The organism is Candidatus Thiosymbion oneisti (genome assembly GCF_900092655.1).
Lineage (GTDB): Bacteria > Pseudomonadota > Gammaproteobacteria > Chromatiales > Chromatiaceae > Thiosymbion > Thiosymbion oneisti.
This window is the reverse complement of sequence record NZ_FLUY01001598.1, coordinates 1-24,489: the sequence shown is the minus strand read 5'-3', so window position 1 is coordinate 24,489 and position 24,489 is coordinate 1. Positions and strand designations below refer to the sequence as shown.

At 55.8% G+C, this 24,489-nt stretch carries 25 protein-coding genes and 1 pseudogene; 10 read left to right on the top strand and 16 right to left on the bottom strand.

Annotation, left to right across the window (positions count from 1 at the left end):
* The first annotated feature begins 74 nt into the window (after window positions 1–74).
* The 8 genes from BQ17_RS16315 (at window position 75) to BQ17_RS23530 (ending at window position 8,139) form a co-directional block, all read left to right on the top strand.
* A complete protein-coding gene (locus tag BQ17_RS16315) occupies window positions 75–1,559 on the top strand; it encodes a dynamin family protein (RefSeq protein ID WP_089728842.1) in 1,485 nt (494 codons plus the stop codon).
* A 216-nt stretch (window positions 1,560–1,775) separates the two neighbouring features.
* Window positions 1,776–2,324, top strand: a complete 549-nt coding sequence (locus tag BQ17_RS16310; RefSeq protein ID WP_089728840.1) for a hypothetical protein — start codon at window positions 1,776–1,778, stop codon at window positions 2,322–2,324.
* A 270-nt stretch (window positions 2,325–2,594) separates the two neighbouring features.
* Complete coding sequence (locus BQ17_RS16305; protein ID WP_218068316.1) at window positions 2,595–3,509, top strand: ROK family protein; 915 nt, start codon at window positions 2,595–2,597, stop codon at window positions 3,507–3,509.
* Between the two features lie 57 nt (window positions 3,510–3,566).
* A complete protein-coding gene (gene rraA, locus BQ17_RS16300) occupies window positions 3,567–4,049 on the top strand; it encodes a ribonuclease E activity regulator RraA (RefSeq protein ID WP_089728838.1) in 483 nt (160 codons plus the stop codon).
* Between the two features lie 184 nt (window positions 4,050–4,233).
* A complete protein-coding gene (locus BQ17_RS16295) occupies window positions 4,234–5,073 on the top strand; it encodes an Eco57I restriction-modification methylase domain-containing protein (protein ID WP_089728836.1) in 840 nt (279 codons plus the stop codon).
* 64 nt (window positions 5,074–5,137) lie between these two features.
* On the top strand, window positions 5,138–6,868 hold the full coding sequence (gene aceK, locus BQ17_RS16290; RefSeq protein WP_089728834.1) for a bifunctional isocitrate dehydrogenase kinase/phosphatase: 1,731 nt from the start codon (window positions 5,138–5,140) through the stop codon (window positions 6,866–6,868).
* A 348-nt stretch (window positions 6,869–7,216) separates the two neighbouring features.
* Window positions 7,217–7,852: a HipA domain-containing protein gene (locus tag BQ17_RS16285; RefSeq protein ID WP_256091642.1), complete on the top strand. Its 636-nt coding sequence runs from the start codon at window positions 7,217–7,219 to the stop codon at window positions 7,850–7,852.
* Between the two features lie 17 nt (window positions 7,853–7,869).
* Window positions 7,870–8,139 carry a hypothetical protein gene (locus BQ17_RS23530; RefSeq protein ID WP_256091641.1) on the top strand — a complete coding sequence of 90 codons (270 nt, stop codon included), beginning with the start codon at window positions 7,870–7,872 and terminating at the stop codon, window positions 8,137–8,139.
* A gap of 762 nt (window positions 8,140–8,901) precedes the next feature.
* Here the strand turns inward: BQ17_RS23530 and BQ17_RS21010 are convergent.
* The 9 genes and pseudogenes from BQ17_RS21010 to BQ17_RS16245 all read right to left on the bottom strand — a co-directional run.
* Window positions 8,902–9,020: pseudogene (locus BQ17_RS21010) on the bottom strand (alpha-amylase family glycosyl hydrolase); the annotation flags it as partial.
* Between the two features lie 11 nt (window positions 9,021–9,031).
* Window positions 9,032–11,143, bottom strand: coding sequence for a DUF6311 domain-containing protein (locus BQ17_RS16280; protein ID WP_218068315.1), 2,112 nt, complete (start codon window positions 11,141–11,143; stop codon window positions 9,032–9,034).
* A complete protein-coding gene (locus tag BQ17_RS16275) occupies window positions 11,124–11,603 on the bottom strand; it encodes a GtrA family protein (protein ID WP_089728832.1) in 480 nt (159 codons plus the stop codon). The genes BQ17_RS16280 and BQ17_RS16275 overlap by 20 nt, the downstream gene beginning before the upstream one ends.
* Window positions 11,600–12,415 carry a class I SAM-dependent methyltransferase gene (locus BQ17_RS16270; RefSeq protein ID WP_089728830.1) on the bottom strand — a complete coding sequence of 272 codons (816 nt, stop codon included), beginning with the start codon at window positions 12,413–12,415 and terminating at the stop codon, window positions 11,600–11,602. The genes BQ17_RS16275 and BQ17_RS16270 overlap by 4 nt, the downstream gene beginning before the upstream one ends.
* 3 nt (window positions 12,416–12,418) lie before the next feature.
* Window positions 12,419–13,336, bottom strand: a complete 918-nt coding sequence (locus BQ17_RS16265) for a glycosyltransferase family 2 protein (RefSeq protein WP_256091640.1) — start codon at window positions 13,334–13,336, stop codon at window positions 12,419–12,421.
* A 356-nt stretch (window positions 13,337–13,692) separates the two neighbouring features.
* Window positions 13,693–14,013, bottom strand: coding sequence for a helix-turn-helix domain-containing protein (locus BQ17_RS16260; RefSeq protein WP_089728826.1), 321 nt, complete (start codon window positions 14,011–14,013; stop codon window positions 13,693–13,695).
* Window positions 13,994–14,380 carry a type II toxin-antitoxin system RelE/ParE family toxin gene (locus BQ17_RS16255; RefSeq protein ID WP_089728853.1) on the bottom strand — a complete coding sequence of 129 codons (387 nt, stop codon included), beginning with the start codon at window positions 14,378–14,380 and terminating at the stop codon, window positions 13,994–13,996. The genes BQ17_RS16260 and BQ17_RS16255 overlap by 20 nt, the downstream gene beginning before the upstream one ends.
* 150 nt (window positions 14,381–14,530) lie before the next feature.
* Complete coding sequence (locus BQ17_RS16250) at window positions 14,531–14,947, bottom strand: putative toxin-antitoxin system toxin component, PIN family (protein WP_089728825.1); 417 nt, start codon at window positions 14,945–14,947, stop codon at window positions 14,531–14,533.
* Window positions 14,934–15,212, bottom strand: a complete 279-nt coding sequence (locus tag BQ17_RS16245; protein WP_089728851.1) for a type II toxin-antitoxin system Phd/YefM family antitoxin — start codon at window positions 15,210–15,212, stop codon at window positions 14,934–14,936. Before BQ17_RS16245 ends, BQ17_RS16250 begins: the two co-directional genes overlap by 14 nt.
* Before the next feature lie 388 nt (window positions 15,213–15,600).
* On the opposite strand from BQ17_RS16245, the gene BQ17_RS16240 reads away from it, so the two are divergent.
* Both BQ17_RS16240 and BQ17_RS16235 read left to right on the top strand, forming a co-directional pair.
* Window positions 15,601–15,909 (top strand): type II toxin-antitoxin system HigB family toxin, encoded by a 309-nt coding sequence (locus BQ17_RS16240; RefSeq protein ID WP_089728824.1) that lies wholly within the window; start codon window positions 15,601–15,603, stop codon window positions 15,907–15,909.
* Entirely contained in the window at window positions 15,899–16,258 is a 360-nt protein-coding gene (locus BQ17_RS16235) for a helix-turn-helix domain-containing protein (protein WP_089728822.1), read from the top strand. Before BQ17_RS16240 ends, BQ17_RS16235 begins: the two co-directional genes overlap by 11 nt.
* Window positions 16,259–16,306: 48 nt before the next feature.
* Here the strand turns inward: BQ17_RS16235 and BQ17_RS16230 are convergent, their stop codons facing one another.
* The 7 genes from BQ17_RS16230 to BQ17_RS16200 all read right to left on the bottom strand — a co-directional run bounded on the left by BQ17_RS16230 (window position 16,307) and on the right by BQ17_RS16200 (window position 24,143).
* A complete protein-coding gene (locus BQ17_RS16230) occupies window positions 16,307–17,467 on the bottom strand; it encodes an ABC transporter ATP-binding protein (RefSeq protein WP_089728820.1) in 1,161 nt (386 codons plus the stop codon).
* Window positions 17,468–17,469: 2 nt separating this feature from the next.
* Window positions 17,470–18,306, bottom strand: coding sequence for a carbohydrate ABC transporter permease (locus BQ17_RS16225; RefSeq protein ID WP_089728818.1), 837 nt, complete (start codon window positions 18,304–18,306; stop codon window positions 17,470–17,472).
* A complete protein-coding gene (locus BQ17_RS16220) occupies window positions 18,303–19,181 on the bottom strand; it encodes a carbohydrate ABC transporter permease (protein ID WP_089728816.1) in 879 nt (292 codons plus the stop codon). The genes BQ17_RS16225 and BQ17_RS16220 overlap by 4 nt, the downstream gene beginning before the upstream one ends.
* Window positions 19,178–20,371 (bottom strand): ABC transporter substrate-binding protein, encoded by a 1,194-nt coding sequence (locus BQ17_RS16215; RefSeq protein ID WP_256091639.1) that lies wholly within the window; start codon window positions 20,369–20,371, stop codon window positions 19,178–19,180. The genes BQ17_RS16220 and BQ17_RS16215 overlap by 4 nt, the downstream gene beginning before the upstream one ends.
* Before the next feature lie 518 nt (window positions 20,372–20,889).
* The gene (locus BQ17_RS24380) at window positions 20,890–21,216 is read right to left on the bottom strand and encodes a PIN domain-containing protein (RefSeq protein ID WP_369406483.1); all 327 of its coding nucleotides are present in this window, start codon (window positions 21,214–21,216) and stop codon (window positions 20,890–20,892) included.
* A gap of 64 nt (window positions 21,217–21,280) precedes the next feature.
* On the bottom strand, window positions 21,281–21,496 hold the full coding sequence (locus tag BQ17_RS16205) for a hypothetical protein (RefSeq protein WP_089728814.1): 216 nt from the start codon (window positions 21,494–21,496) through the stop codon (window positions 21,281–21,283).
* A 130-nt stretch (window positions 21,497–21,626) separates the two neighbouring features.
* Complete coding sequence (locus BQ17_RS16200; RefSeq protein WP_176722477.1) at window positions 21,627–24,143, bottom strand: COR domain-containing protein; 2,517 nt, start codon at window positions 24,141–24,143, stop codon at window positions 21,627–21,629.
* Window positions 24,144–24,489: the final 346 nt, after the last annotated feature.

Genomic DNA, 24,489 nt, shown 5'->3' with positions numbered 1-24,489 from the left:
TGATAGAGGGTCGACCGGATCCGAACCTCTTCCCCGATTCCCGACCGCGCTTCGAAGCCATGAGGAACCATGCGATGTATCCTTCCACAAACGCCGTCGAGCAACGACTGAAGAATCTGGAGGCCCATCTGGAGCAGGAAAACCCGGTGCTGCTCGGTACGGTTCAGAGCTTTCGCACCCTGGATCGGGTTGCCTATGGCATGGGTCTCCTCGAGAAGGACCAATCCTACGCCACCCAAATCCCATGGTGGCCCCTGATCTCGGTGCTCGGAACCTTCTCCGCCGGCAAATCCACCTTCGTCAACCACTTCCTCGGCAGCAAGCTGCAGCGAACGGGCAACCAGGCGGTAGACGACCGTTTCACCGTCATTTGCTACAGTCGCGAGTCGACGGACCACGCCTTGCCGGGGGTTGCCCTCGATTCGGACCCGCGTTTCCCCCTCTATCAGATCTCTAAGGATATCGAGCTGGTGTCCGAAGGCGAAGGCGAACGCATCGACACCTACCTGCAGCTCAAGGCCAACTCCAGCGAACGGCTGCGGGGCAGGATCCTCATCGACTCGCCGGGCTTCGATGCCGACGCCCAGCGCACGGCGACGCTGCGTATCACCGATCACATCATCGGCCTGTCCGATCTGGTACTGGTGTTCTTCGATGCCCGCCACCCGGAGCCGGGGGCCATGCGCGATACCTTGAAACATCTGGTCGCCGATACCATCAAACGGCCGGACGCCGGCAAGTTCCTGTACATCCTCAATCAACTCGATACCACGGCGCGGGAGGACAACCCCGAAGATGTAATCGCCGCCTGGCAGCGGGCTATCGGTGAGGAGGGCCTGACCGCCGGGCGTTTCTACACCATCTACAACCCGGACGCCGCTATCTTCATCGAGGACGCGGCCAAGCGCGCCCGGTATGAGGAGAAGCGGGACCAAGACCTGAAGGAGATCCACAGGCGCATGCAGAAGGTGGAAGTCGAGCGGGCCTACCGCATCGTCAGCGCCGTGGACAGGACCGCCAAGGACATCGAAGAACGCACCGTACCCTTTCTCCAGCGGGCAATCGACCGTTGGCGCAGACGCACCCTGTGGGGCGACGGAATCGTCCTGGGTCTGGCCCTGATCGCCTTGCTGGCTTGGATCTTCCGGGGCGACGGACTGGCCGCACTCCAGAGTGCCATGGATACCTCCTGGGTGATCCCGACCCTGATTATTGTGGCCTTCGTCCTGTTCGTAGCGGCCCATTTCGGGATCCGCTCCCTGGCCGCGAAATCCGTCGCCCGCTCATTGACCGCCCGAGCCGCGGAGGAGGGCCTGTATAGTAACCTGGCCCGTGCCTTCACACGTAACACCTGTTGGTGGCGAACCATCTTCGCGCGCACGCCGGTCGGTTGGAATACACGCGCCAGGCGCCGCCTGCGCAAGGTGAGGCAGGACGCCGATCTCTACGTACAGACGCTCAACGACCGCTTCACCAACCCCTCCGGCGACCGCTTGGACTCGGATCTCACGCCACCTCGGACCAGCGCCGAGTCCGCAGCAACCACGGAGCGGAGTTGATACCCCGAGAACAACGGATGCAGCCGACTGAGGGGTGGTGCTTGGGCACCACATTCAAAGTGTCCATGTGGGGCAAGGATGCCCCGCCATTTTCCAGGCATCCAAGTGCTTGGAAAGATCGAGCGAAGTGGAAATCAGGTTATCACTTCACGCCTTCAAAAATTGCCGGGAAGGTGATTTTTCAAGGTCCCCTAAAACAAAGGTAAGGAGAACGAGATGAAACAGATCATTGCGGTCATCAGCGGCATATTCCTCATAGCCTCACTAAGTTATGCCAGCACGCCGGAGGAACTATCGAAATCCTACTTCGATTTTATGAAGGAAGATCAGTGGGATAAGCTTGTGGAACTCTATGACCCCTCGGCTTTGCGCGATATGAGGGAGATGTTGTCGTTTTTTTCTGAGGTGCCGGACGAAATGGCGCCGCAGATGTTGGCCCAGTTCTTTGGACCAGGGATGACCAAAGCGACGCTTAAGACCATGTCCGATACAGACTTTTTCTCATCCTTTTTCAAGGGGGTCATGGCTCAGGCAGAACAACTCGGTCAGCTCGAATTCAAACAGGTCGATATCTTGGGTACCGTCCCTGAAGGAGAAAATCTGCGTCATGTGCTCGCTCGAACCCATGCCAAGTTGGGAGACATGACGATGGAGACAATGGAGGTTGTTTCCTTTAAGAAGACGGAAGGGGGGTGGAAAATACTGATGCAGGGAAAGATTAAGGGAATGGCTCAGCAGCTTAAAAAAATGTTTAGTCGGGGTTAGAAGCTGTTTGGTTAAAACGGAGCCTAGCGTCGTGTTGCGTTAGGCCACGCAACCTACACTTAAGGCGAGGTCCGCGCGTGCAGGCCGCGCGGGGGATCATGTGGGTGTAGGTTGCGTTAAGACGCCGGCACCGGCCTGGCCGTAGACCAACGAGCCGTTGGGCGTTGAACGCAACATGTCAAGTCCCCCAAACAGCGCCAAACAATTCAGGATTGCTTTTAACCAGACAGCCTCTTAGAGATAAGCCAACAATAGGACAAGCCGGGCAATATGAGCGAAATCCGCATCGGAATTGATCTGGGCGGCACCAAGACCGAAGTCATCGCGCTGGACGCCGATCAGGGGGTGCGGGCGCGCCACCGGATGCAAACCCCGCGCAACGATTATGCCGGGACCCTGCGCACCATCGGTGCGCTGGTCGCCAAGGTGGAGTCGGAGACCGGCGCACGCGGCACCGTGGGCGTCGGTATCCCAGGCTCCTTGTCTCCCTTTACCGGCCGCATGCGCAATGCCAACTCGGTATGGCTAAACGGGAAACACCTGGATGTGGATCTGGCCGAAATGCTGGGACGCCCGGTACGGTTGGCCAACGACGCCGACTGCTTCGCCCTCTCCGAGGCGGTAGACGGCGCCGGCAGTGGGGTAGGCACGGTGTTCGGCGTGATCATCGGCACCGGTACCGGCGGCGGCATCGTGGTGAACGGCCGCCTGCTCACCGGACCCAACCGCATCGCCGGCGAATGGGGACACAATCCCCTGCCCTGGCCGCGGGACGACGAGCTGCCGGGACCACCCTGTCACTGCGGCAAACGAGGTTGCATCGAGACCTTCCTGTCAGGGCCGGGACTCGCCAGTGATTTGCTGCGGACCACGGGACGCCACCTGACGCCCCCACAGATCGTCGCCGCGGCCCATGACCCGGAAGCCGAGGCCGCCTTGCGGCGCTATGAGGACCGTATGGCCCGAGCACTCGCCAGCGTCGTTAACCTTCTCGACCCGGACGTGATCGTACTCGGCGGCGGACTCTCGAACCTCAATCGGCTCTACCGCGAGGTACCCAAGCTCATTGGCCGGTACCTGTTCTCGGACGGAACCCATATCGACTTACGGTCCCCCATCCACGGGGATTCCAGCGGCGTCCGCGGTGCGGCATGGCTGTGGGTGTCAAGACCCGCCGGATCATAGACTCGTTTTTGAACGGATTTAGCTTGGGACAGATGATGCCTCCTGACAGACAGCCCCATGACCTTCAAAACCGCCGATCTCTTTGACGACTCTGGTGACCGGGTCCGGGTCTGCGACCCTATCTTCCGGGATTTCGGCGGTCACGCCCGCTTTTGCGGTCCTATCGCCACCGTCAAATGCTTCGAGGACAACTCCCTGGTCAAGGCCGTTCTGGGCGAACCGGGGGAGGGGAGGGTGCTGGTGGTGGATGCCGGCGGTTCCCTACGCTGCGCGATGCTCGGCGATCTGATCGCGGCCAGCGCCGTCGAGCACGGCTGGCGCGGGGTGCTGTTGTTCGGCTGTGTGCGGGATACGGTCGAACTCGTCGGTATGGCGCTGGGGGTGAAGGCGCTGGCCGCCAATCCGCGCAAGAGCGAGAAGCGGGGGGAAGGGCAGCGGGACATCCCGGTGAGTTTCGCCGGGGTCTGCTTCCGGCCGGGCGATCATATCTATTGCGACGAGGACGGCATCTTGGTCTCCGTGGAGGCGCTCGAGGTTTAGGAGTGCGGCGTCGAATACAGGAACGTCGCCAACTGGAATCGATCCAGAAGTGGCTTGAGCTTCAAAAATACCGGTACCTGACAGGTACCTTTCGCCAACTAGTATTGATGATGCACGGCATCTTTCTCCAGGCTTCTTCACGTTCCGTCTCAATGTTGCAGTGGGAAGTAGTGGTAAACAGAAGGTGAATGTTCCGGTTATAAAACAGAAGGAAATCGATGATTGCAGGACGCAGGAGGAACGCAATCGGCTTGGGCAATTTTCGACACCTTTTGATCTTGCACGGGATATTGTAAAGCATTCGTTACACTTTCACGGTAATCGTGATATTTGCTTTCTCGAACCTGCATTAGGGACAGGAGTTTTCTTCGGTGCAATAGAAGCTGGTGCCGACAAGGAACGAATAAAACAAGCATCAGGAATCGAGCTTGATGCTGGGTATTCATCTATTGCCAGTGAGCTATGGCCGGACGCCCCGTTTAGGGTCATCAACCAAAATTTCCTTGATTTCACAAAACTACCGGAGAATCGTGGTACATTCAGCCTACTATGCACAGATCCCCCCTATGTAAGACACCACCATATCCCGTCAGCCGTTAAATCGGTTCTACAGGGTCGCGTCCGATCCGAGCTAGGTCTCAATCCCAGCGGATTAAGCGGTCTGTACGTCTACTTTATCCTTCTTTCCCATCATCTACTTGCACCAAATGCGGTCGCATCCTGGTTGATCCCCAGCGAGTTTCTCTCCGTGAACTACGGACGTGTCCTCCGAGAGTATCTTCTCCGCAGGGTGACCCTGACTCATATTCACCAGTTCGATCCGGCAGATGTGCAGTTTAACGATGCTATGGAAGAACTTCTCGATTGCCTGAATAACCTCAAAAAGCAAGTCTTAATTAACGGAGGAAGAACCTATGGTGGGGGATTGCACAAGCTGGAACCGAGTGAACTTGCAAGTCTACCGATGCCGAGGCTTCCGGAGTGGCTCCAGACCCCAAAGCAGGCAGAACTGATCTTTTCGTGAATGCAGCCCCCAAGACGCTCCAACGACTCCAATTTCGGGCGCTTCACGACTAACGGGTAACCCGATGGCATGGGTCCTGGCAAAGCAGATCGCTAGGGCGATCCATTCCGGGTTCAATCGCCACTACCGGTGGTATCGGATGACGACCGCGGGGGCAAGGCGGTGGTTCGAGGATGCGGATTGGGAGGAAGTGCAGCGCGCCGCCCGCGAGCGCATCGGTTACTACGACCGACATGTGGGCGAGACCATCGCCGGTTTGCGCTCCGAGTTTAGCATCCAAGACCTCGACGCACGCCTGTGGCGGCGGGTCAAGGTGGAATACCTGCGCCTGCTGCCCGAACACCGCCAGCCGGAGCTGGCGGAGACCTATTACAATTCGGTCTTCTGTCACCTATTCCACCGCACCTATTACAATAACGAATTCATCTTCGTATGGCCGGTGATATCCACCGAGCACCTGGAGTCGGAGACCCCCAGCTTTCGCTGTTACTATCCGACCCGGGACGGCTTCGCTCAGGTCGTCTGCGAGATCCTGTCCGGCTTCGGATTTCGGTTGCCCTTCCGCGACGTTTGGGCCGATGTGCGCAATCTCACCCGCGCCATCCGGACCCGCTTCCCGAGTGGAAGGGACAGGCGTGAGAACTTCCAGCTTGCGGTCCTCAGGCAGGTCTTTTATCGCAACAAGGGCGCCTACATCATCGGTAAGGCCATCAACGGGGCCGATCAGATTCCTTTCGTCATTCCGATCTTGAACGACGAGGAGGGTGGTCTCTATGTGGACACCCTGCTTATGGGCAGCGATGAGATCGGGGATATCTTCAGCTTTTCGCGTGCCTACTTCATGGTGGATACCCAGGTGCCGGCCGCGATCGTGGAGTTCCTACGGCCGCTAATGCCCCACAAGGGCAAGGCGGAGCTTTATACCGCCATCGGCCTGCACAAGTTCGGCAAGGCCGAATTCTATCGCTCGTTCCTCAAGCACCTTCACTATTCCAGCGACGATCTGGTGGTAGCGCCGGGCATCCGCGGCCTGGTGATGTGCGTCTTCACCCTGTCGTCCTTTCCTTATGTGTTCAAGATGATCAAGGATCGCTTTCCGCCGCCCAAGACGACGACCCGAGAGGCGGTCATGGAGAAGTACCAGTTGGTCAAGCTGCACGATCGCGTGGGACGGATGGCGGATTCCTGGGAGTACTCCGAGGTCGCCTTCCCGCGGGAGCGTTTCTCCGATGCCTTGCTGACCCAGCTCCGGGAGGAGGCGGCGAACAGCCTAGTGATCGAGGGTGATCAGGTCATTATCAAACACCTGTATATCGAACGGCGCATGCGTCCCCTCAATCTCTATCTGGAGACGGCGGACGCGGGGCAGCTAAGGCATGTGATCCGGGAATACGGCGATGCCATCAAACAACTGGCCGCCGCGAATATCTTCCCGGGCGACTTGCTGTTCAAGAACTTCGGTGTTACCCGCCAGGGTCGCGTAGTCTTTTACGACTATGACGAGATCTGTTATCTGACCGAGTGCAACTTCCGAGAAATTCCAGAGGCACCCTTTCCGGAGATGGAACTGGCGGATGAGCCCTGGTATACGCCGGCGCCGGGGGATGTCTTCCCGGAGGAGTTTGCGACCTTTCTACTCCCGGATCCCCGCATCCGTGCGTGTTTCCTGGAATACCACCGAGAGCTGCTGGATGCCGCCTGGTGGCGCCGGCGCCAGGAGGTCATCCGAAACGGGTATCTGGAGGATGTGTTTGCGTATCCGGTGGAGCGGCGTTTTCTGCGTACACAACCCTGAGTAAGGCAATGGTCGTGAATCAAGCTCGCTTTCAATCCACAGATTTCGTAGATGAAAAACGAAAAAATCTGTGAGAATCCTGGTGGACAAGCCTTGGTATATGGTTGACGTAGGGTCCGCTGTGCGGACCTTCTAAATGTCAACACTACGATCCCTCTCGAAGTAACACCATGCCATAGGGCGGGACAGAAACTTTCTGTTGAATGCACCCGCCATCACCCGTCGCGTCCCTCCACTTCTTGTCTTCGTTGCTCCGGAAGATTAGCTGGGCGTTGATGTAGCGAGAGCCCCGCCAGCCCGCGTAGGGCGGGAAAGCGCAGCGCATCCCGCCGATACTCGGACGGCGGGATGCGGTCGTCCCTGACCTGTCCCGCCCTACGCGGGCTCGTACAATCCGTCGAGCGCGTAGAAAAAGGCTTGCCCTTGAGCTCCGAGCTCGATCAAGCCTTGCTGCATGGGACCGCGATCGGTGGAGCACGGCCCAAGGCGCAGATTCAAGCGGGTAGCAAAAAATACATCGCCAAGTTTGCGTCGGCGACCGATCTCTACAGCCTGGCCAAGGCAGAATTCATTGCCATGCGAATCGGTGCTCTGGCGGGGCTCGAGGTGGCGCCCGTCTCCCTTGTACGCGCGATGCACAAAGAGGTGCTGCTGATCGAGCGTTTCGACCGCGTGCCATCCGGCGGCGGCTGGCAACGCAAGGCGATGGTGTCGGCACTCACGATGCTCGCCCTCGATGAGATTATGGCGCGCTATGCGAGCTACGAGGACTTGGCGGAGCTCGTCCGTCACCGCTTCAAAGATGCTCGAGCGACGCTACGCGAGCTCTTCTCCCGACTGGCATTCAACATCCTGTGCGGCAACACGGACGATCACCCCCGTAACCACTCGGCCTTCTGGGACGGGCAGGCGCTCGCGCTGACACCGGCCTACGATTCTGTCCGCAACCGCGCACCGGCAACGAGGCCTCACAGGCGACGCTGATCACCGGTGGAGATCGCATGAGCCGGATCGCTTCATGCCTCGATGCGGCGGCTCATTTTCTACTGTCCCGCGATGAGGCAATCGCGATCCTCGAAGGTCTGCTGGACAAGATTATCGAGAGCTGGGACAGCGTTTGTGACCAAGCCGAGCTCGCTCCGACAGACCGCACCCTGCTGTGGGGGCGACAGTTCCTGAATCCTTACGCCTTCGAGGGTCTCGGCGACGATGCTGCTTACCTGAAAGCCATGGCCGACGATGCGCGTGCTCGAGAGGCTCGCGTCGGCTGACAGACACATCGTTACCCCTATCCCGGCGCTAGTACCTCGTTTCACCTTATTTTTCATTATCAAACCCGTAGGGTGGGCTGTGCCCACCATCCAGGCCCATAGTGGTGGGCACAGCCCACCCTGCGGGATACATGCAAAATTTGATGAAATGAGGTACTAGGAGGTGTTTTCAATGGGACCTATATACATAGCTAGCCACGGCGGGTGGTGTTTTCCTTTGCGGCCTGGATGAAATCCAAATGACGGATAAGAACTGGTTTCGCAACCGCCTCAGTCTCCATAGGCTGCCGGTAGCTTTCCCTAATTGTGGTTCTGGCTAACTATGTATATAGGTCCCTTTTCAATCAGTAACTAGAAGCCCCATTGAAAGGTAGCAACTCTCGTGGGAGCCGGCAACCAAGCCTTCATTCCGGCTGGGACGCTGGAATCCAGTGCCAGGGATGGCAAAAACTGCGGGGGTTGGAACCATCAGATCGCACAACCATACCACTTTGAATTTAACTACTACCCGTGGTTTCTATAGGCCCAGGCCACGTACCTGGTCGAAATCCCGTAGACATCAGGTTTTTCGTGCCCGCTGCATGTCCCTATTGTGCTTTCCGGTCGGTAAGACTTTTTATAGTGCATTTGCTGGTTAGCCCGCCGATAAGCGGTGCATGGACGCACCGCTTATTGTTGCCCTTCAGTCGCATGAGGTACAAGCGTCGGCTGCAAGGGCTTGTTAGGCAATTTACTTGTTCAAAGACCCAAATCAGAAACGACCTGGTCCGAGGTGTAGTCCGAAGTATCCGGCATCTCGGCCAGCCCCGCCCGCACCGGATTGAGATCCACATAGGCCATGTCAGTAACGCCTTCTCGTCCAGCAGCGCCTGACTCTTGAACAGCAATCGCCTTAAATCAGAGTGATGGCCATAAGGCCGAGCGCCAGACTGCGCGAGTCGTCACCGATCCGGAGAGCCTGCGGGCGCACGGCGTCGGGAAACCGGAATTTAAGCCGCAAGGTCCTGTGTTTTTGCAGCTTTTCGCGCACCGCATCAGGTATCGGGACGCGGATGCGGTTGGCGGCGTATGTCGTGAGGCGGGCGGTCGTCGCTACCATGCCATTGACTGAAATTTCGATATTTTGCTCGGGGTGAAGGGGCGAGACCAGCGCGTTGGCTTCGATCAGGATTTCATGGGCACCGACATCCGACAGCAGTAAGACGACTTCCGCCGCCGGACCGTTCGACCAGGTCCCCCACGACTCCGGGTTGGACCAGCCTGCGGCCAGATAGATGAGGCCGTCTCCGGACTCCGAGAACCGGATCCGCTCGCCGCTCCCAACCGCCGGAAGAACATCCGCCAACCCCAGCTCGCGGTCGAGGTGACCACACTTGCGGCAACGCTTCCAACCGGGCGCCACCAAGTAAAACCCATCGATGCGTGCCAGAAGATCAGTCTCGGAATCGATGTGCAGGGCGATGGACCCGAGTTTGGTCGGGTCGAGCACATAGAGGGAGTCGGCCTCGTAGCGCCCCGTGTTCAGGGTGACCGACGCCTTTTTCAGTGCGGTTTCAAGCGCTCTTTGATTGACGCGGGCGAGGTAGACCGCATCCGTACCGAGACCATATCGCCCGGCGTAAGCCGCGAGCGTTTGCCAATGTGGAGAATGATCCATCAGAGGCAGCCGCCGAACTTTTTGGTATCTGGCGACGGCCTGGGCCCAGAACGGATCTTTCAATGGGGTGCCCCACTCCGTCGCGGGCCTTACAATCAACTGGCTCCGGGTTACCTGCCATCCGGCCCTGGTATCGATCACCTGAATCGCAAGGGCGATGGCCAGCAACGAGATCGCAGTCCGGGGATTGTGACCGCGAACGGCGATGAAGACGACAGTCAGTACCAGTACATAGAACACGGGCCAAAACATCCGTCCTGAACTTTGAAATACGTTTGCGGCATGCAACAAGGGGTCGGCCAGTGAAAGCTCGAGCTGCCGCGATCCGATCCCGATCTTGTGGGAGAGCGCGAACAAAAAGAGGCTCACCAAGGCGCCCAGAAGGGTCACCCGCTGCTTGATCGCCGCTGGTAAGCCAGTATTCCCAGCGATCAGCGCAGGCAACGCGAAGAGCGTCAGAGCAATGATTCCGAGGCCGAGATAATTGAACCCCTCGTATTCCCCCTCTGCCTGTGGCAGATTCTTCAATATATATGACCAACCATTGGGATCCAAAATGGAAAACAGGTTCATTCGATAGAGACCGAATCCACCCGTCGAAACCCCGCTTCCCACTGTGAAATAGCCGGCCTGCCAACAGGCGAGCCCGACCAGCGCCAAAATCCCGACAAGTTCCAGCACGGCGGACTTTGCAGGTCGCTCATGCCGAATCAGGATTTGAGTCAAGTCAGCCAGCCATAGAGCCGCGGCCATCGCCAGCAAATAGGGGTGCACCAAGGCGGCAACCACAAGGACGAGGGCCCAGAGTACGGTACGCATGTGCTGAGTCGGTCGGAGCGACAAATAGAGTGCCGCGAGGATCAGAAAATGCCCGACCAGGCTGAGATGACCCAGCAGACGCCAAATCATTGGCGGTGCGAAGACGAACAAGCCAGCACCGAGGAGACGAATAGCGGGATGCTCCGAGACCAGGCCGACCAGCTTCCATGCGAACCAGGCCTGGAGGACAAAGCAGGCAAACAGCCACCAGCCGAAGTATTGAAAGGTCTCGGGCAGCAGTGACGAGAATGGCTTGAAGAGAAATGCCAAGAGAGGATTCGAGTCGGAGAACAGAATGGCATTGCCCAGCTCGAGGCCATAATCGGGATTCAGACCAATGGGAAACGACCAATCGGAGTTACGAAAGAAATGCCATCCAAGATAATGCGTGGAGGGATCGCCGTTGGCTAGCCAAGCGATATTGTCCGGTCTCAATACCTGAGGTCCGACGATGAGAAAAAAGGCGGATGTACCCAACAGGAATGGCAGGGCGGCATTGGCGATGGCTTTATTCCATGAGGTTTTCACGCAAGGAACCTCTGGTTATCATAAGGCGCGGTCCAACCTTGAAACCCCATAACCGACTGGTCAGATAGGTGATGAACGGAATCACCGCAGCGGCTGAAACCGCTGCGGCGGCGGGGGCTAGCCATGCAGCCTTCGTGAGCGCGGCCAACAGCAGAGTATTGACTGCAAAGGCACTACCCGAAATCAGGAAGAACCGCCGCATGGCCGTCCTTGCACTGCCGGGCGCGGCGAAGGTCCAGAGGTAATTTCCGGCAAATGAAATTGTGAAAGCGGTCAGAAAAGCAAACAAATTCGCTGCCAGCACTGGAAGCTCTGTGGTCTCGACCAACAGCCAGACGACCGCCATATGGACCGCCGTGGCGAGGATACCGACTAACCCGAAGCGGCCGACGAGAAAGAGCTCACGGCGGAGTCGCCCGCGGACTCCGTTGCGTCCCGGTCCGCCCGGACTTTGCCTCATGGCCGTTCCGCCACACAAAATGCGGACAAACCAACGACCCGATTGAGGCTCAAAAGGGGCAACTCCGCCTTGCAGATCGCCGCCAGGGTCTCATTTACCAGCCGACCGTGCCTTCTCAGCTGAGAGTGGGCAGGTTTCCCGCCGGGACGACGTAGCCAGTTGTCGGCAAGGCGAATCGCCGCGGCCAGAGGGAACACCAAGCCGAAATAGTAAGCGCCTTGTCGTACCCGCAGACCCGCACGCCTCACGACCGCTTGCAACTCGTCGAGGGTGTAACGTCGCTGGTGCCCGAGGAACTCATCGTGCCCGCTCCATAAGAACCGGAACGCGGGTACCGAGACAAGAAACCGCGCGCCTCCGGGAACTTTGCGGACGCAATCGGTCAGGAGTCCGACATCGTCATCGACGTGTTCCAAAACATCCATCAGAAGAACCAGATCGACGGAAACCCTCTCCAAAGGAGGGTGTCGCAAAAGCCCTTCTCCCGGCCGCGAGAGGGATTGGGGAGAGGGGGGCAAAGGGCGACGCTCGGTGTCTTCTGCAACATCCTCCAAAGACCGCCGATAGTGAATCGCCTTACCCGCCTCTTCCGTGTCGGCGTCGGAATCATAGCCGGTGTCGATGCACCAGGCAACGGTAGCCGTGGTTCGGCGCAAGAGATAGCGGGAAAAGTAACCCGAGCCCGCACCCACATCCAGAATCACCGCTGGGGCCGGGGCTGGGAGTAGCTTCATCATGGCCGCCGCTTTGGAGCGGTAGTACCAGTGATCGGTCAACTCGGGGCCCAGGAGAGAGGCCTCTTTGAGATCCATCGCTCACTCCTTCGGTTCATAGATATGCCGAACCAGAGACACCGGCCGTCGCTTCGCTTCGAGATAGGTCCTCCCCAGATACTCGCCGATGATGCCGATTCCCATGAGCTGGAGACCACCGAGAAAGGTAATGGTAACCAGCAGCGAGGCATAACCGGGGGTATCGACGCCGAAGAGCAGGACCCTCAGGATGATAAAGGAGGCGTACAGGAAGGATGCCAGCGCCATCATGCTGCCCAGATAAGTCCAGATCCGCAACGAAAAGGTGCTGAAGCTGGTAAGCCCCTCCAACGCAAAATTCCACAGCCGCCAGCTGTTGAACTTGGTGGAACCGGCCGCGCGCTCCGGACGGACATAATCGACAAACGTCGTCCGGAACCCTACCCAGGCAAAGAGTCCCTTCATAAAGCGCCTAGATTCCGGCAGCTCGTTCAGCGCCTCGACTACGGTGCGGTCCATCAGCCGGAAGTCGCCAACATTTTCCGGGATCACCGGCTCGGCGATCCAATTATGGACGCGGTAGAACCAACCGGCCGACAGTCGCTTGGCCCATGAGTCCGTGTCGCGGACGACTCGACGCGCGAGCACTACATCATAACCTTCCCGCCACTGTTCGATCATCTCCAAGATAAGCTCCGGTGGGTCCTGCAGATCCACGTCGATCGGCACCACCACCTGTCCTTTTGCGATCCGCATTCCGGTGGTAAGCGCGGCCTCCTTGCCGAAGTTACGGCTGAGATCAACCACCCGCAGGCGGCTATCTCGTCGCTGATATTCGAGGAGGCGGTCCAGGGTGGCATCCGAACTGCCGTCGTTTACAAAAACAACTTCCAGCTGTACCACAGGCTTGTCGGCGACCACCCGGTCTACCCGGTCGAGGAAAAGGCCGACCGTTTCGGCCTCGTTATATACTGGAACCACCAGTGATACCGAGATCGTTGGGGAGATATTGACACTTCGCTCCTCGTTGTCGGATGACCTAGGGGGCGTTCTCAATTGAGTTGTTATCATTGTCAGGTCCCGTGTGATTATATACCGATCAGGAGCTTGCGCATGACGGCACAGAGGGCCTGGGGCTTCTTGAGGCTGCGGGTCTCGATCAGGTGGCGATAATAGGCCCTGACATTGGGATCGTGTCAAGTCCCGCCAGATTATAGACACGTTTATTGAAGAGGTCGGGCTGTTTTTTGGACCAGTTTTTCACGGCAGAGAACAAGCCCTTGCTGCGTCGTCCGTATCTTGTAAGTACCACATTGCGAGAACTTGCCCCTGTCCGTTCACAACACCGCTTCCAACCCCTTACGATCAATGAGCGTGAGAAGTTTCACGGAAGGCCCGCTCGGCTTCTTCTCACCTATTTCCCACTTTTGAACGGTGGACACACTCGTATTCAAGATAGCGGCAAAAACCGCTTGGCTGACATGTGCCGTTTCGCGAAGCGCTCTGATCTTTTCTGGCGGCATCTCCTCGACATCGAGATGGCACAATGCATCGAACTCGTGCATGCGGCGTTTGTCGATCAGGCCGGCTGCGTGCAATCCGCGAGCGGTTTCATGCAGTTCTGACAGGATTCGGCTGTTACTCTTGGTTGTGGTCATGACAAATCTTCTCTATCTCACCGGAGGAAAGCGCAACGGCGATTTGTCGATCATCGAGCCCGAGCAGGTCCGTTGCCACTTCCCGGAATAGACGCAATTCACGCTCATCGATGTTGACCCGCTCGTTCTTCGCAAATCCGTAGAGAAAGAACCAGCGGCTTCCCAGGTTTGTGGCGACGATTGTCCGGGCGCCGCCGCGCCTTCCTTGCCCCGGAAGCGCGATGCGCTTTTTCAGCACGCCGCCACCGAGGTCCGCATCGATCAGACCATCCTCCATCTCGGAAATGGCCTTGCAGAGCGTTGCATCAGACAAGTCCACCCTGCGCATCCAACGAGTGAAGGTACGGGTCCTGAACACTCTCCTCATGAAAAAAAGTCTATCACTTGGTGAAATACTGCGCAGTAGTCTTTCGCCCATCTGTGGCACTCGCCGACTCGAAAATCAATGGTAATCCGGGGGGATTCCAACATGACTTCTCCGTGCATAGGTTATCTCGGCTCGACTCGATTCTTCTCGTCACCGAATACCCACCAAGAACGCCGACGGAGGCAGGATCGGTATCTCCCTCCAGGGGTGCATATCGGTGAGGTGCGGGTCGCTGGCGACGATGAGCTCAGCGCCGGCTGCCTCTGCGAGTGCGAGAAATTTGTTGTCTTTCGGGTCGGTACAGTCGGTCACGGTCCGGTCGACGGCGACCATGGTCACCCTTTGCCGAAATTCGGCGACGAATTCCTGCCGCAAGCCGGTCCCGACATAAGGGTCGAGCTTCGGGCGCATCAGGACGGTTTCCAGTTCGGCCAACGTCTCGTCACTGGCGCAGATCTCGAATTGCAGCAGGGCCTTTTCCAGCGCCAATGCAGGAACAGACTCGGGCCGGATGGCGGCACTCACCAACACGCCCGTGTCGATGACGATCCGCCTAACGAAGCTCATGCACCAAGCGGTTCACGCCCGAATCCGTGAGAGTGGGGGATTCGCTGTCATCCGTTTGCTCGGTCACCTTCCGGCGGTAGCGAGAATACCAGCGTGTCGCCTCGTCACGCCGTCTACGCAATTCAACCAACTCCTGCATGTCATGGCTGGAAACGACATAGGCCACGGTCCGTCTACGTCGAGTGACCTCGACGGGTTCACGCTGGGATCGGTCGATCAGTTCGCCGAAACGATTTTGCGCTTCGACAGAGGTTACGGTAATCATGGGATTCTCCATGGAATGACTGACACAGCTAGTTTAGCTATTTCGCAACCTTTGACAACCATCAGGACTTACCGTGCATGTCGAGGGACTTCATGGCGCAGAGTCATGCCCACGCGCCAGCAGCGAGGCGGAATCGAAGTCCTCTAGCCGACACGGTGCCCCGCGCGAGGGTGCCTTGATCATGCCGGTACCGCAATCTTCGAAACCTTTGCCAGCGGGGGCTACAACATGCGGAAGATCGGCGATCATGGGGGAGTGCACTACTCGATGATCAGTAGAATGATCAGTCTGATCGCGAAGGCACAGGTCAAGACCTGACCCCTTTCCCCCCTTGCTGGATGGGCGCTTCTTGGCTACACTTCTCCCATAATGGGAGATACACTGAAACATGCGGATTATCGCCAAGAGCACGCTGAAGAAATTCTGGGACCAGCCTGCATACAGGGATGCTCAAGGCCCATTGCAAAGCTGGCATGAGGAAGCGGCAAGAGCCAAATGGGCATCACCGCAGCAGATCAAGGCGCAGTACCGCAGCGCCAGCATTTGCGCCAACAATCGTGTCGTGTTCAATATCGGTGGCAACAAGTACCGCTTGGTAGTAGAGGTGCAGTATCGGGCCGGCATCGTTTGGGTGAAATTCGTAGGAAGCCATGCGCAGTACGACAAGATCGACGTGGAGACCGTGAATGAATATTAGGCCTATCCGTTGCAACGAGGATCTGCAAGCGGCTTTTCGCCGTCTCGAGACGATTTTTCAGGCCGAAGAGGGAACGCCGGAGGCGGATGAAATGGAGATCCTGGTTACCCTGATCGAAGCCTATGAGAATAAGCATTATCCGATCGGTCCGGCGAACCCCGTCGACGCCATCAGATTCAGAATGGAACAACAGGGGCTGACCCCACGCGATCTCGAGGCCTATATCGGCTCCAGCGGTCGGGTGTCGGAGGTGTTGAATCGCAAGCGCCCCTTGAGCCTGCGTATGGTGAAGCGCCTGCACGACGGATTGCGTATCCCTTATGAGAGTCTGATGGCGGGGGTATCATGAGAGCTGCATACACAGCTTTCTTGGAAAATGGTGAGCGGGACCGGAAAATCATGAAACCACCGGAGTGATATTCTCACCGGTTTCAGAATCAAACAAGTGGACATCGCCGCGTTCGACGGAAAGGTCAATTGTTTCCCCTTCCTGTGCTCGAATATCCGCTCCCAGGCGCGCCACAACACGCAAGCGACCATCATGTCCGGCATCGAGCTCGAGCTCCCGCTGCAGTGCGCCCAACCTCCCGCCAGTATTTGCTCGCACGTCGAAATGCACGAAAAGATCGGCCCCAAGCCATTCGACCACTTCTAACCGAGCTTGGAATTTAAACACTCCGGCGTCCGACCGATTAGCGTGGCAAAAATTCTCGGGGCGAATACCGGCGATGACCTCGCGTTTTCCCCGCGGCAAGCTATAAGAAAAATCTTCGGGAAGGGCGACCTCGCTCATGGGAAGAATGAGCCTGTTCTCCTCGATTTTTGCAGGAAGGAGGTTCATGGCCGGCGAGCCGACGAAGCCGGCGACGAACAAGTTGGCCGGACGTCCGTATAGCTCCCGCGGCGTTCCTGTCTGCTGGATCTCCCCCTTACGCAACACTGCAATCCGATGGCCGAGCGTCATGGCCTCGGTCTGATCGTGCGTGACATACACCATTGTTGTGCCGAGACGCCGCTGCAGCCGCGCCAGTTCGGTTCGCATCTGCACTCTGAGCTTGGCGTCCAAATTCGAAAGCGGCTCATCGAGCAGGAAAGCGGCAGGCTGGCGCACGATGGCTCGGCCCATGGCTACACGCTGCCGCTGGCCGCCGGAGAGCGCCGCGGGTTTACGTTCGAGCAGTTCGCCGAGCTCCAGAATGGTTGCAGCCTCTTCGACTCGCGCGGCGATCTCTGTGTTATTTACCCCGGCCAGCTTGAGCGGGAAGGCCATGTTCTCGCGCACGGTCATGTGAGGATAGATCGCATAACTTTGGAAGACCATAGCCATGTTACGGTCTTTCGGATCTCGCTCCGTAACCGACTCGCCGCCGACCCGGACCTCTCCGGATGTAGGCCGCTCGAGACCGACAATAATCTTGAGGAGTGTCGACTTGCCGCACCCGGAGGGTCCGACCAGAATGAAAAGCTCGCCGTCGCGAATGGTCAAGTCTGTCGGCCGGAGACCTTCCGTGCCATCCGCAAAGCGTTTGTTTACCTGTTCGAGAACGATCTCCGCCATTGCTACCCCTTGACTGCGCCCGCGGTAAGTCCGGCAACGATGCGCCGTTGGAAGATGAGGACCACCAGGCTCACCGGGACCGTAACCACTACGGAGGCGGCGGCGATGGAACCGGTTGGCAGCTCGAAGCGGGAGCTACCGGTGAAGAAGGCGATGGCGGCGGGCACTGTCCTGGCATCGTTGGTGGAGGTCAGCGCCGCGGCGAACAGAAAATCGTTCCACGCGAAGATGAATACCAGGATGGCTGCGGTAAATATCCCCGGCGCCGCCAGGGGGGCGATCACGTGGCGGAACGCCTGAAACGGCGTCGCACCGTCTACGCGGGCCGCTTTGTCCAAATCCCACGGGATCTCGCGAAAGAAGGCCGACAGGATCCAAATGGCCAACGGTAGGGTGAAAGTCATGTAGGGTAGAACAAGACCCGGCCAGGTGTCGTAGAGACCGATGTTCCGCCACAGGTTGAATAAGGGACCGATGACCGCCACCGGAGGAAACATGGCGATGGACAAGGCCGCCCCTAGTATGAGGGCGCGTCCGCGAAAGCGCAGTCGCACGATGGCATAGGCGGCGAACATGGCCAGCGACACGGCGAGCAGGGTCGAAACTGCGGCGATGCCGATGGAGTTCCAAAGCGCTGCCGGAAACTGGGCGTCCGCGAAGATGGCCCGGTAGTGTTCCAGGCTGAGCTCCCGTGGGACGAAGCGGTTGTCGTTCAGGTCCGCCGCGGGCTTGAGGGATAGGGAAAGGATCCACGCAACCGGCAGCAACGCATAGGCGATCACGACCAGGCTGCCGGTGCGCCAAAAGAGGGTTTCAAGCACACCTCTGTGTGGGCTCATGCCTTGTCCTCCGCAGCGAAGCTGGCCCCAAGACCTTTGACGAAGAGCATCGCGATGGCGACGACGCACAGGAAGATCAGCACCGACACCGCCGAGCCGAGCCCGAGGTTGAGCCGGCTGACAAGGGCGTGGTAGCCGACGATGGAGATTGTCTCGGTACCCTGAGCGCCGCGGGTCTGCACGAAGACGGTATCGAAGATGCGAAAGGCATCCAGGGTACGGAACAGCAGAGCCACCATGACCGCATTGCGCATCAGGGGCAAGGTCACCCGAAAGAAACGCTGCCGGGCACTTGCCCCATCCACGCGCGCCGCGTCCAGCAGGTCCTGGGGAACCAACGTCAAACCCGCAAGCAGCAGCAGGGCCATGAAGGGTGTGGTCTTCCATACCTCGGTGAGGATGATTACCAGGAAGGCCGACCAGCGTTCCGTCAGCCAGGCCGTCTCCAGGCCGAGCCAAGGGTTTATGAATCCCGTGACCGGGTCGAAGGCGAACTTCCAGGCCAGCGCCGCGACGATGGTAATGATGGCGTAAGGGACCAGAATAGACGCGCGAACCGTGCCGCGCAGGAAGAGAACCCGGTGCATCAACAACGCGAGTAACATGCCCAGCACCAGCTCGATGGAAACCGAACCGATGGTGATGATCAGGGTGTTGGCCAGCGACTCCCACCAAACCCCGGAGGTGAGCACGCCGGCATAATTGGCGAGTCCGACGAACGCCCGTTCGTCCGGGAAACGCAGGTCGTAGCGGAAAAGCGAGAGCCACACAGCGTAGGTGATCGGATAGGCGGTCACCAGCAGCATGGCCAGAGCCGCCGGAGTGCACAGGAGCCAGGCCAGACGCTCCTCCGAGTGGTCGCGCACGCGGCTCATAATAGGCCCTCCGAACGCAGTGCGCGGCCTACGGCATCGCGGAGACGCTCGGCATCCCGCTCGGGCTCGATCCTGGAGAGGGGATGCAGCGTGCGGCTGATCGCCAGCGAGACATCGTTGTAATAGGGTGTCCGGGGACGTTGCACGGCATCGCGCAATGTCTCGCGCAACAGGTCGGCGAAGGGAAAGGTCGCCCGTACCTCTGGATCGTCGTAGAGCCTGTCGCTCGTCGGCGGCAGGCCACCACGCTCAGCGGCGAGACGCTGGCTCTCCGGGGAGGCGATACAAGCGGCGGCGCGCCGTGCCAGGACCGGATGGCGTGAGAAGGCCCCCACCCCGAGGTTGATTCCCCCGATCGTGACTCGGCTGGGTTGTCCCGGCTCCACCGCGGGCCAACGTGCCCAGCCCATGTACTCGGCGACCGCCGGGGCGTTCGCGCGGGCGCTCGGCCACACGTATGTGTAGTTGACCATGAAGCTCGAGCCGCCGGACTCGAAGGCAAGGCGTGACTGGTCCTCGCGGGCGGTAGCTAATCCCGGATCGGCGGATGGGGATCCGGCAAGGCGATGCAGGATGCGCAAGGCCTCCCGGGTAGGAGCGCCACCCAAGGCGGGAGCATCTGCCTGTTCGTCGAGCACCGAGCCCCCGGCGGATGCGAGTAGGGACACGAAAAAGACCGTGAGTCCTTCATAGCGCTCTCCTTGGGCCTGGATCGTGCCGTCCTCCCCGAGCATCTCGGCCACGTCGATCATTTGGTCCCAGGTCTGCGGCGGTTGCGGCACCCGGTCAGTGCGGTACCAAAGAAGCTGAGTGTTGGTGGTAAAAGGCACCGCCCACAGCCGCTCCTTGTAGACAGCGCTCTGCACAGCGGCGTCGATCCGGCCCATGCTGACCTGCCGGGCTGCGTCCTGCGACCAGGGCAGGATCCATCCTGCTTGCGCGAACTCCGCGGTCCAGATCACGTCCATCCCGATAATATCGATATCGCTATCCCGCGCAGCCAGACGCCGCACTAACTGCTCACGCTGCTGGTCGGCGTCAGCGGGAAGCGGCTTGAGCTCAACGCGGTAAGCGCCATCCGACTTCTCGGCACAACGCCGCGCCACTTCAGCAAAAGCGCCGGACGGCTCGTTGAATACATACCAGCTTAGTATTGGAGTAACAGGTGCTTCCCGGACACAACCGGACATGAGAACTGCGGCAAGAACCGCACCGATCTGGAACCTAACAGGGAATGTCGAGTTGGTTAACACTATCATGAAAACCTTGTGGTTGCTGATGCTCAACGTACTTGCCTGCAAGCCACCAAAGTACAGGACGGCTGGCGAAAATTCACTAGGATCCCTTGAGGGCCCCGGATCTTTACAAATGAGTCGAGTTTCTGCACTGCACAAGAAATTCACGGCTCGTGGGCTTGAGGCGAAGTCTCGTCTCGCCAGCTAATAGTACAGGATTAAATAGACAAAAACCTTGGCTCTATGCTTGATACTCTTTGGCCCAATTTCTCTATATCGTGAGTACTTGGCTTGTAGCGAGTAAATACAATCAATATTGTTCCATAAAAACACTCAGTAGCCTGGTGTAGATAAAAGGAAGGTTTTCATTCTCTTATGATAATCCCTTCGTCTCTCCAATGCCTGGTTGAAAAATACAAGTTAACCGCTGGGCGTAGAACGTCCAACATACAGTAGACGGCTCTACAACCGCTTTATACAAATGGATTAATGATTATCAACCTTTGATTTACAACAGGCCCATGATGCATATCTTCAGAATAGAATTTGGTGCAGTCGGCATCCAATGCCGAAGCAATAATAAGACTGTCAAAATGTGAAAAACCATAACGTTCCGATAAATCCAGGCTATGTCGTAATGTATCAATGGTTAAAGGCTGTATTGTAGTACACTCATTTGCTATGCGGTCTACAACAATTCTCACCGACGAAATATCAAATCCTAGTTTCTTCCTCATTACATTGGCGGTTTCACTTAACACTTGCACTGATACTACCGGTTTTTTTGCTAGTAGCGCTATGGCTGCCTTTTGTTTTAACTCATCTTAACTAAGACTATAAATAACGACATTGGTATCGATAAAACTATCGCTCATTTGCTTCTTCTCGGCTAAATTTAAAACCTGCCATATCTTTTTGATAGGGCCTAAAGAATTCCTTCAATTCATTTCGTTTCGCTATTTCCATTTTATATGCCTTCACAAGTTGCGTTATAAGCTCCATAGCTGAAATATGCTCAACTTTCGCCAATTCGTATAACTGTGAGGCCACATCATCACTGATTTGTACTTTTTGCACCATTTACTCCTAATATTTTCAGATTACTTAGAACTATTGCATTGTACAGTCTAACATCGCAAATCAGCTGCCCCAAAAAGCGCCCATGAGCGTAGCGAAACGGCGCTTTTTGGAGTCGGCTGCATTTGCCTTGTTAGATTTTTGGTGGATCCGGATTTAGTTCTCTATAGTGTGCGCCACAAACCCATATATAGTCACCAGTTGGCAATATTGTTCGCCGCATATTTCCCCATGTTCTTGATGGATCTAAATCCAATAGAAGCGTACCAAGCTCTCGTAGAGCTGCTCCTTCAAATTTTGTCAGTACCTTAGTTGAGTCTTCATCTCTAGTAATTTCGTCAGGAATAAAAGAAGCGGTTAATTCATTTAATAAATCAAGACTCGACTTGGCTTTCTTCATGCTGTCCTTATCCAAATATTCTGATATTTGCAAAAATGGAATTGTAACTTTTAATGTTTTTATGATTACCTTTAAGTATGGGGCTATTTTCACAACCCAATCTTTCGGCTTGGAAAATTCATATTCTCCATCACCGCCACTCCCTATTGAGCAGATTGGATGTTGGCACCCTGGCATTTCACACCATAAATTCAGTCGATATTCGATTGCAGCCGCATTTCTTAATAGTTTTGTAAACTCTTTTCCTTTTTTGTTCGGTATGTTAGGTGTAATAGTGCATAACCTAGGATGTTCCTTTGACTCATGATTAAGAGCATTAAGTAATGAGCCAAACCACCCAGCAACCTCACTCGATAAATTAGAAAGTTGATCGTCAAGCTGAATTAGCTGTGATTCCAAGTTCCTGATATGAGGCTGAGAAAAACCGGTAAGAAGCTTATCAATATTTAGCGAAGATGAGCATGAAAGGCAATGTACTTCTCCGGTTCCTTTCCTCTTCAAATTCTGCAATGTTTCTAGTGGCAACCTCCCTTTACATTGTTTGCCAGCCATCGACACAGGGCACGGAACAGATAAGCGATATTCTAAACCTGGCCAACGTTCTCCTATTAGGTTTTCTAAAATATGTCTTAGGAGACCCATATAATAATTAGGCCAACGCCCTCCAATCATCATATGCAAGTCAGCACCCTTTAGTTCTATCAAGGCTCTACCATGCTCACGGTATTGTAGAGCCATCCCCTTTTCCCAGTGCATCCTTGGTGTTGGAGTAAACTGATGGGTTCTCACAATTAGCCAAGGTATAAGTCCAGGTGGGGAGTTCTCCATTTCGCATACAATATGGATTACCGCATCTGTTGGATCTAGTACTAAAAATGATGTTGTCGCATTATTTGGCTTTTCGGAGGGAACCAGTTGCGCAACCAAACTAGACTTTTCGCCAGGAAGACGATATGAAACATCATATTTTTCCATTAAACGCAAAAAGAAAGAATGCAATCCAGGAGGGTATTTTTGTCCGCCTGCAGATACTGACTTATCCCAAATATCAATTAGCCTAGAATGGAAGAGAACACCGTATTCTTCATTCGTTTTCCTGTCTTCTAATACGTATCCTATAGCTTTAGTTAGCCACTCTGGCTGCAATACAACCTCCTTTTTTAATCCATCATCATCCCCATAATAAATAATATACCCCAAATCATGCATTAACATTGCCAATGCGAATGATGCATCAGGCTCGATTTTATGATTCCTGCAGACAGAATCAAACCTATCGAAACTTATGTATGGATCAAGCAACCCTAATATATCGTTTCTGGCATTCGTCCATTTTTCGCTCAGCAGATCGCCCATTTGAGGAAGTCGGCTTGCTGCAGTAGCGATTTCTATCTTTAATTCTCTTATTCCTGTATTATCTTTACTATCAACCTCACAGAATCCTTGTATAATATCCCCATATTCATCGAGAATTTGGCTTTTATCAATCCTTGCGACTCTTCCTCCTGTGTTGCAATGTGTAGAAACAACTAACACGCTTGCATCCGATCCAACTCTGATTTTTATTCTATTCAGCCAGCCTAATACATCACATTGTTCCACTCCCAATCTCGGAGACCAGAGAAGCAAATACAAAGAACGTTTGCTATAAAAAAATTGATGTGAGATCCTATATACGGCCTGACCGCCAAAGTCCCACACGTTAAGATTGATGTTTCTATTATGTGAGGCAGGATACGGAACAGATAAGGACGTAATTTCAATTCCGTGAGTTGTCGCCCTATTTTCTATAAAACGCTCACCTTTCAAGGCAGATACTAAAGAAGACTTTCCAACAGCGCCTTCGCCTACTAGCACTAATTTTGCTTCATAGAGTTCTTCTGCCCCTCCATACAAACTTTTCAAATATGTAAGAGCATCCTGGGTTCCTCTTTTGGCCGTTGTAATTAAAGAATCGGGAAGAGGGTTTCTATCAATCGCAAACGTAGATAACTTGTCTAAATTGCTGAGCTCGGCCGGTAAAAATCGTAAATTATTATTATAGAGCCAAAGATGATTGAGATTCTTCAGGTTGCCGATTGAAGCAGGTAATTTAGATAGGCGGTTACTTGATAGATCTAGTGCGGTTAATGTTGTTATATCTCCAATATCAGCAGGCAATTCCTCAAGATTCATATTTGACAAATCTAGCCTGTCAGCTCTAGCCTTTATCGCAGATTTAATTTTCCCTAATGCCAGTTTGTTACTCATTCTCATTGTGTGATTGCTCTTCTTTTTCAGTTAAATCACTATATTTACGTAGTCCATGAACGCGCTTCTCTGTACTTCATTACTATACCTGGAGTTTTGTACTTTTCGGCTCCATCGGGGTAACAACGACTTGAGGTTGAGGGTTTTTGGCGGGGTTTACGCAAATTGGGTCAAACCCTATCAAAATTCCCCCTACCTGCCGACATACTCCCCCTAAAACCGCAAAACTTCACTACTATTACATTACTTGGAACAAATCTAATGGGGAACTAACCAGCAACATCCATTGCCCCCATGGACGGGGGCAATGGATGTTTGTCTGCGTTCAGCGTCTTGATAGGCGGCG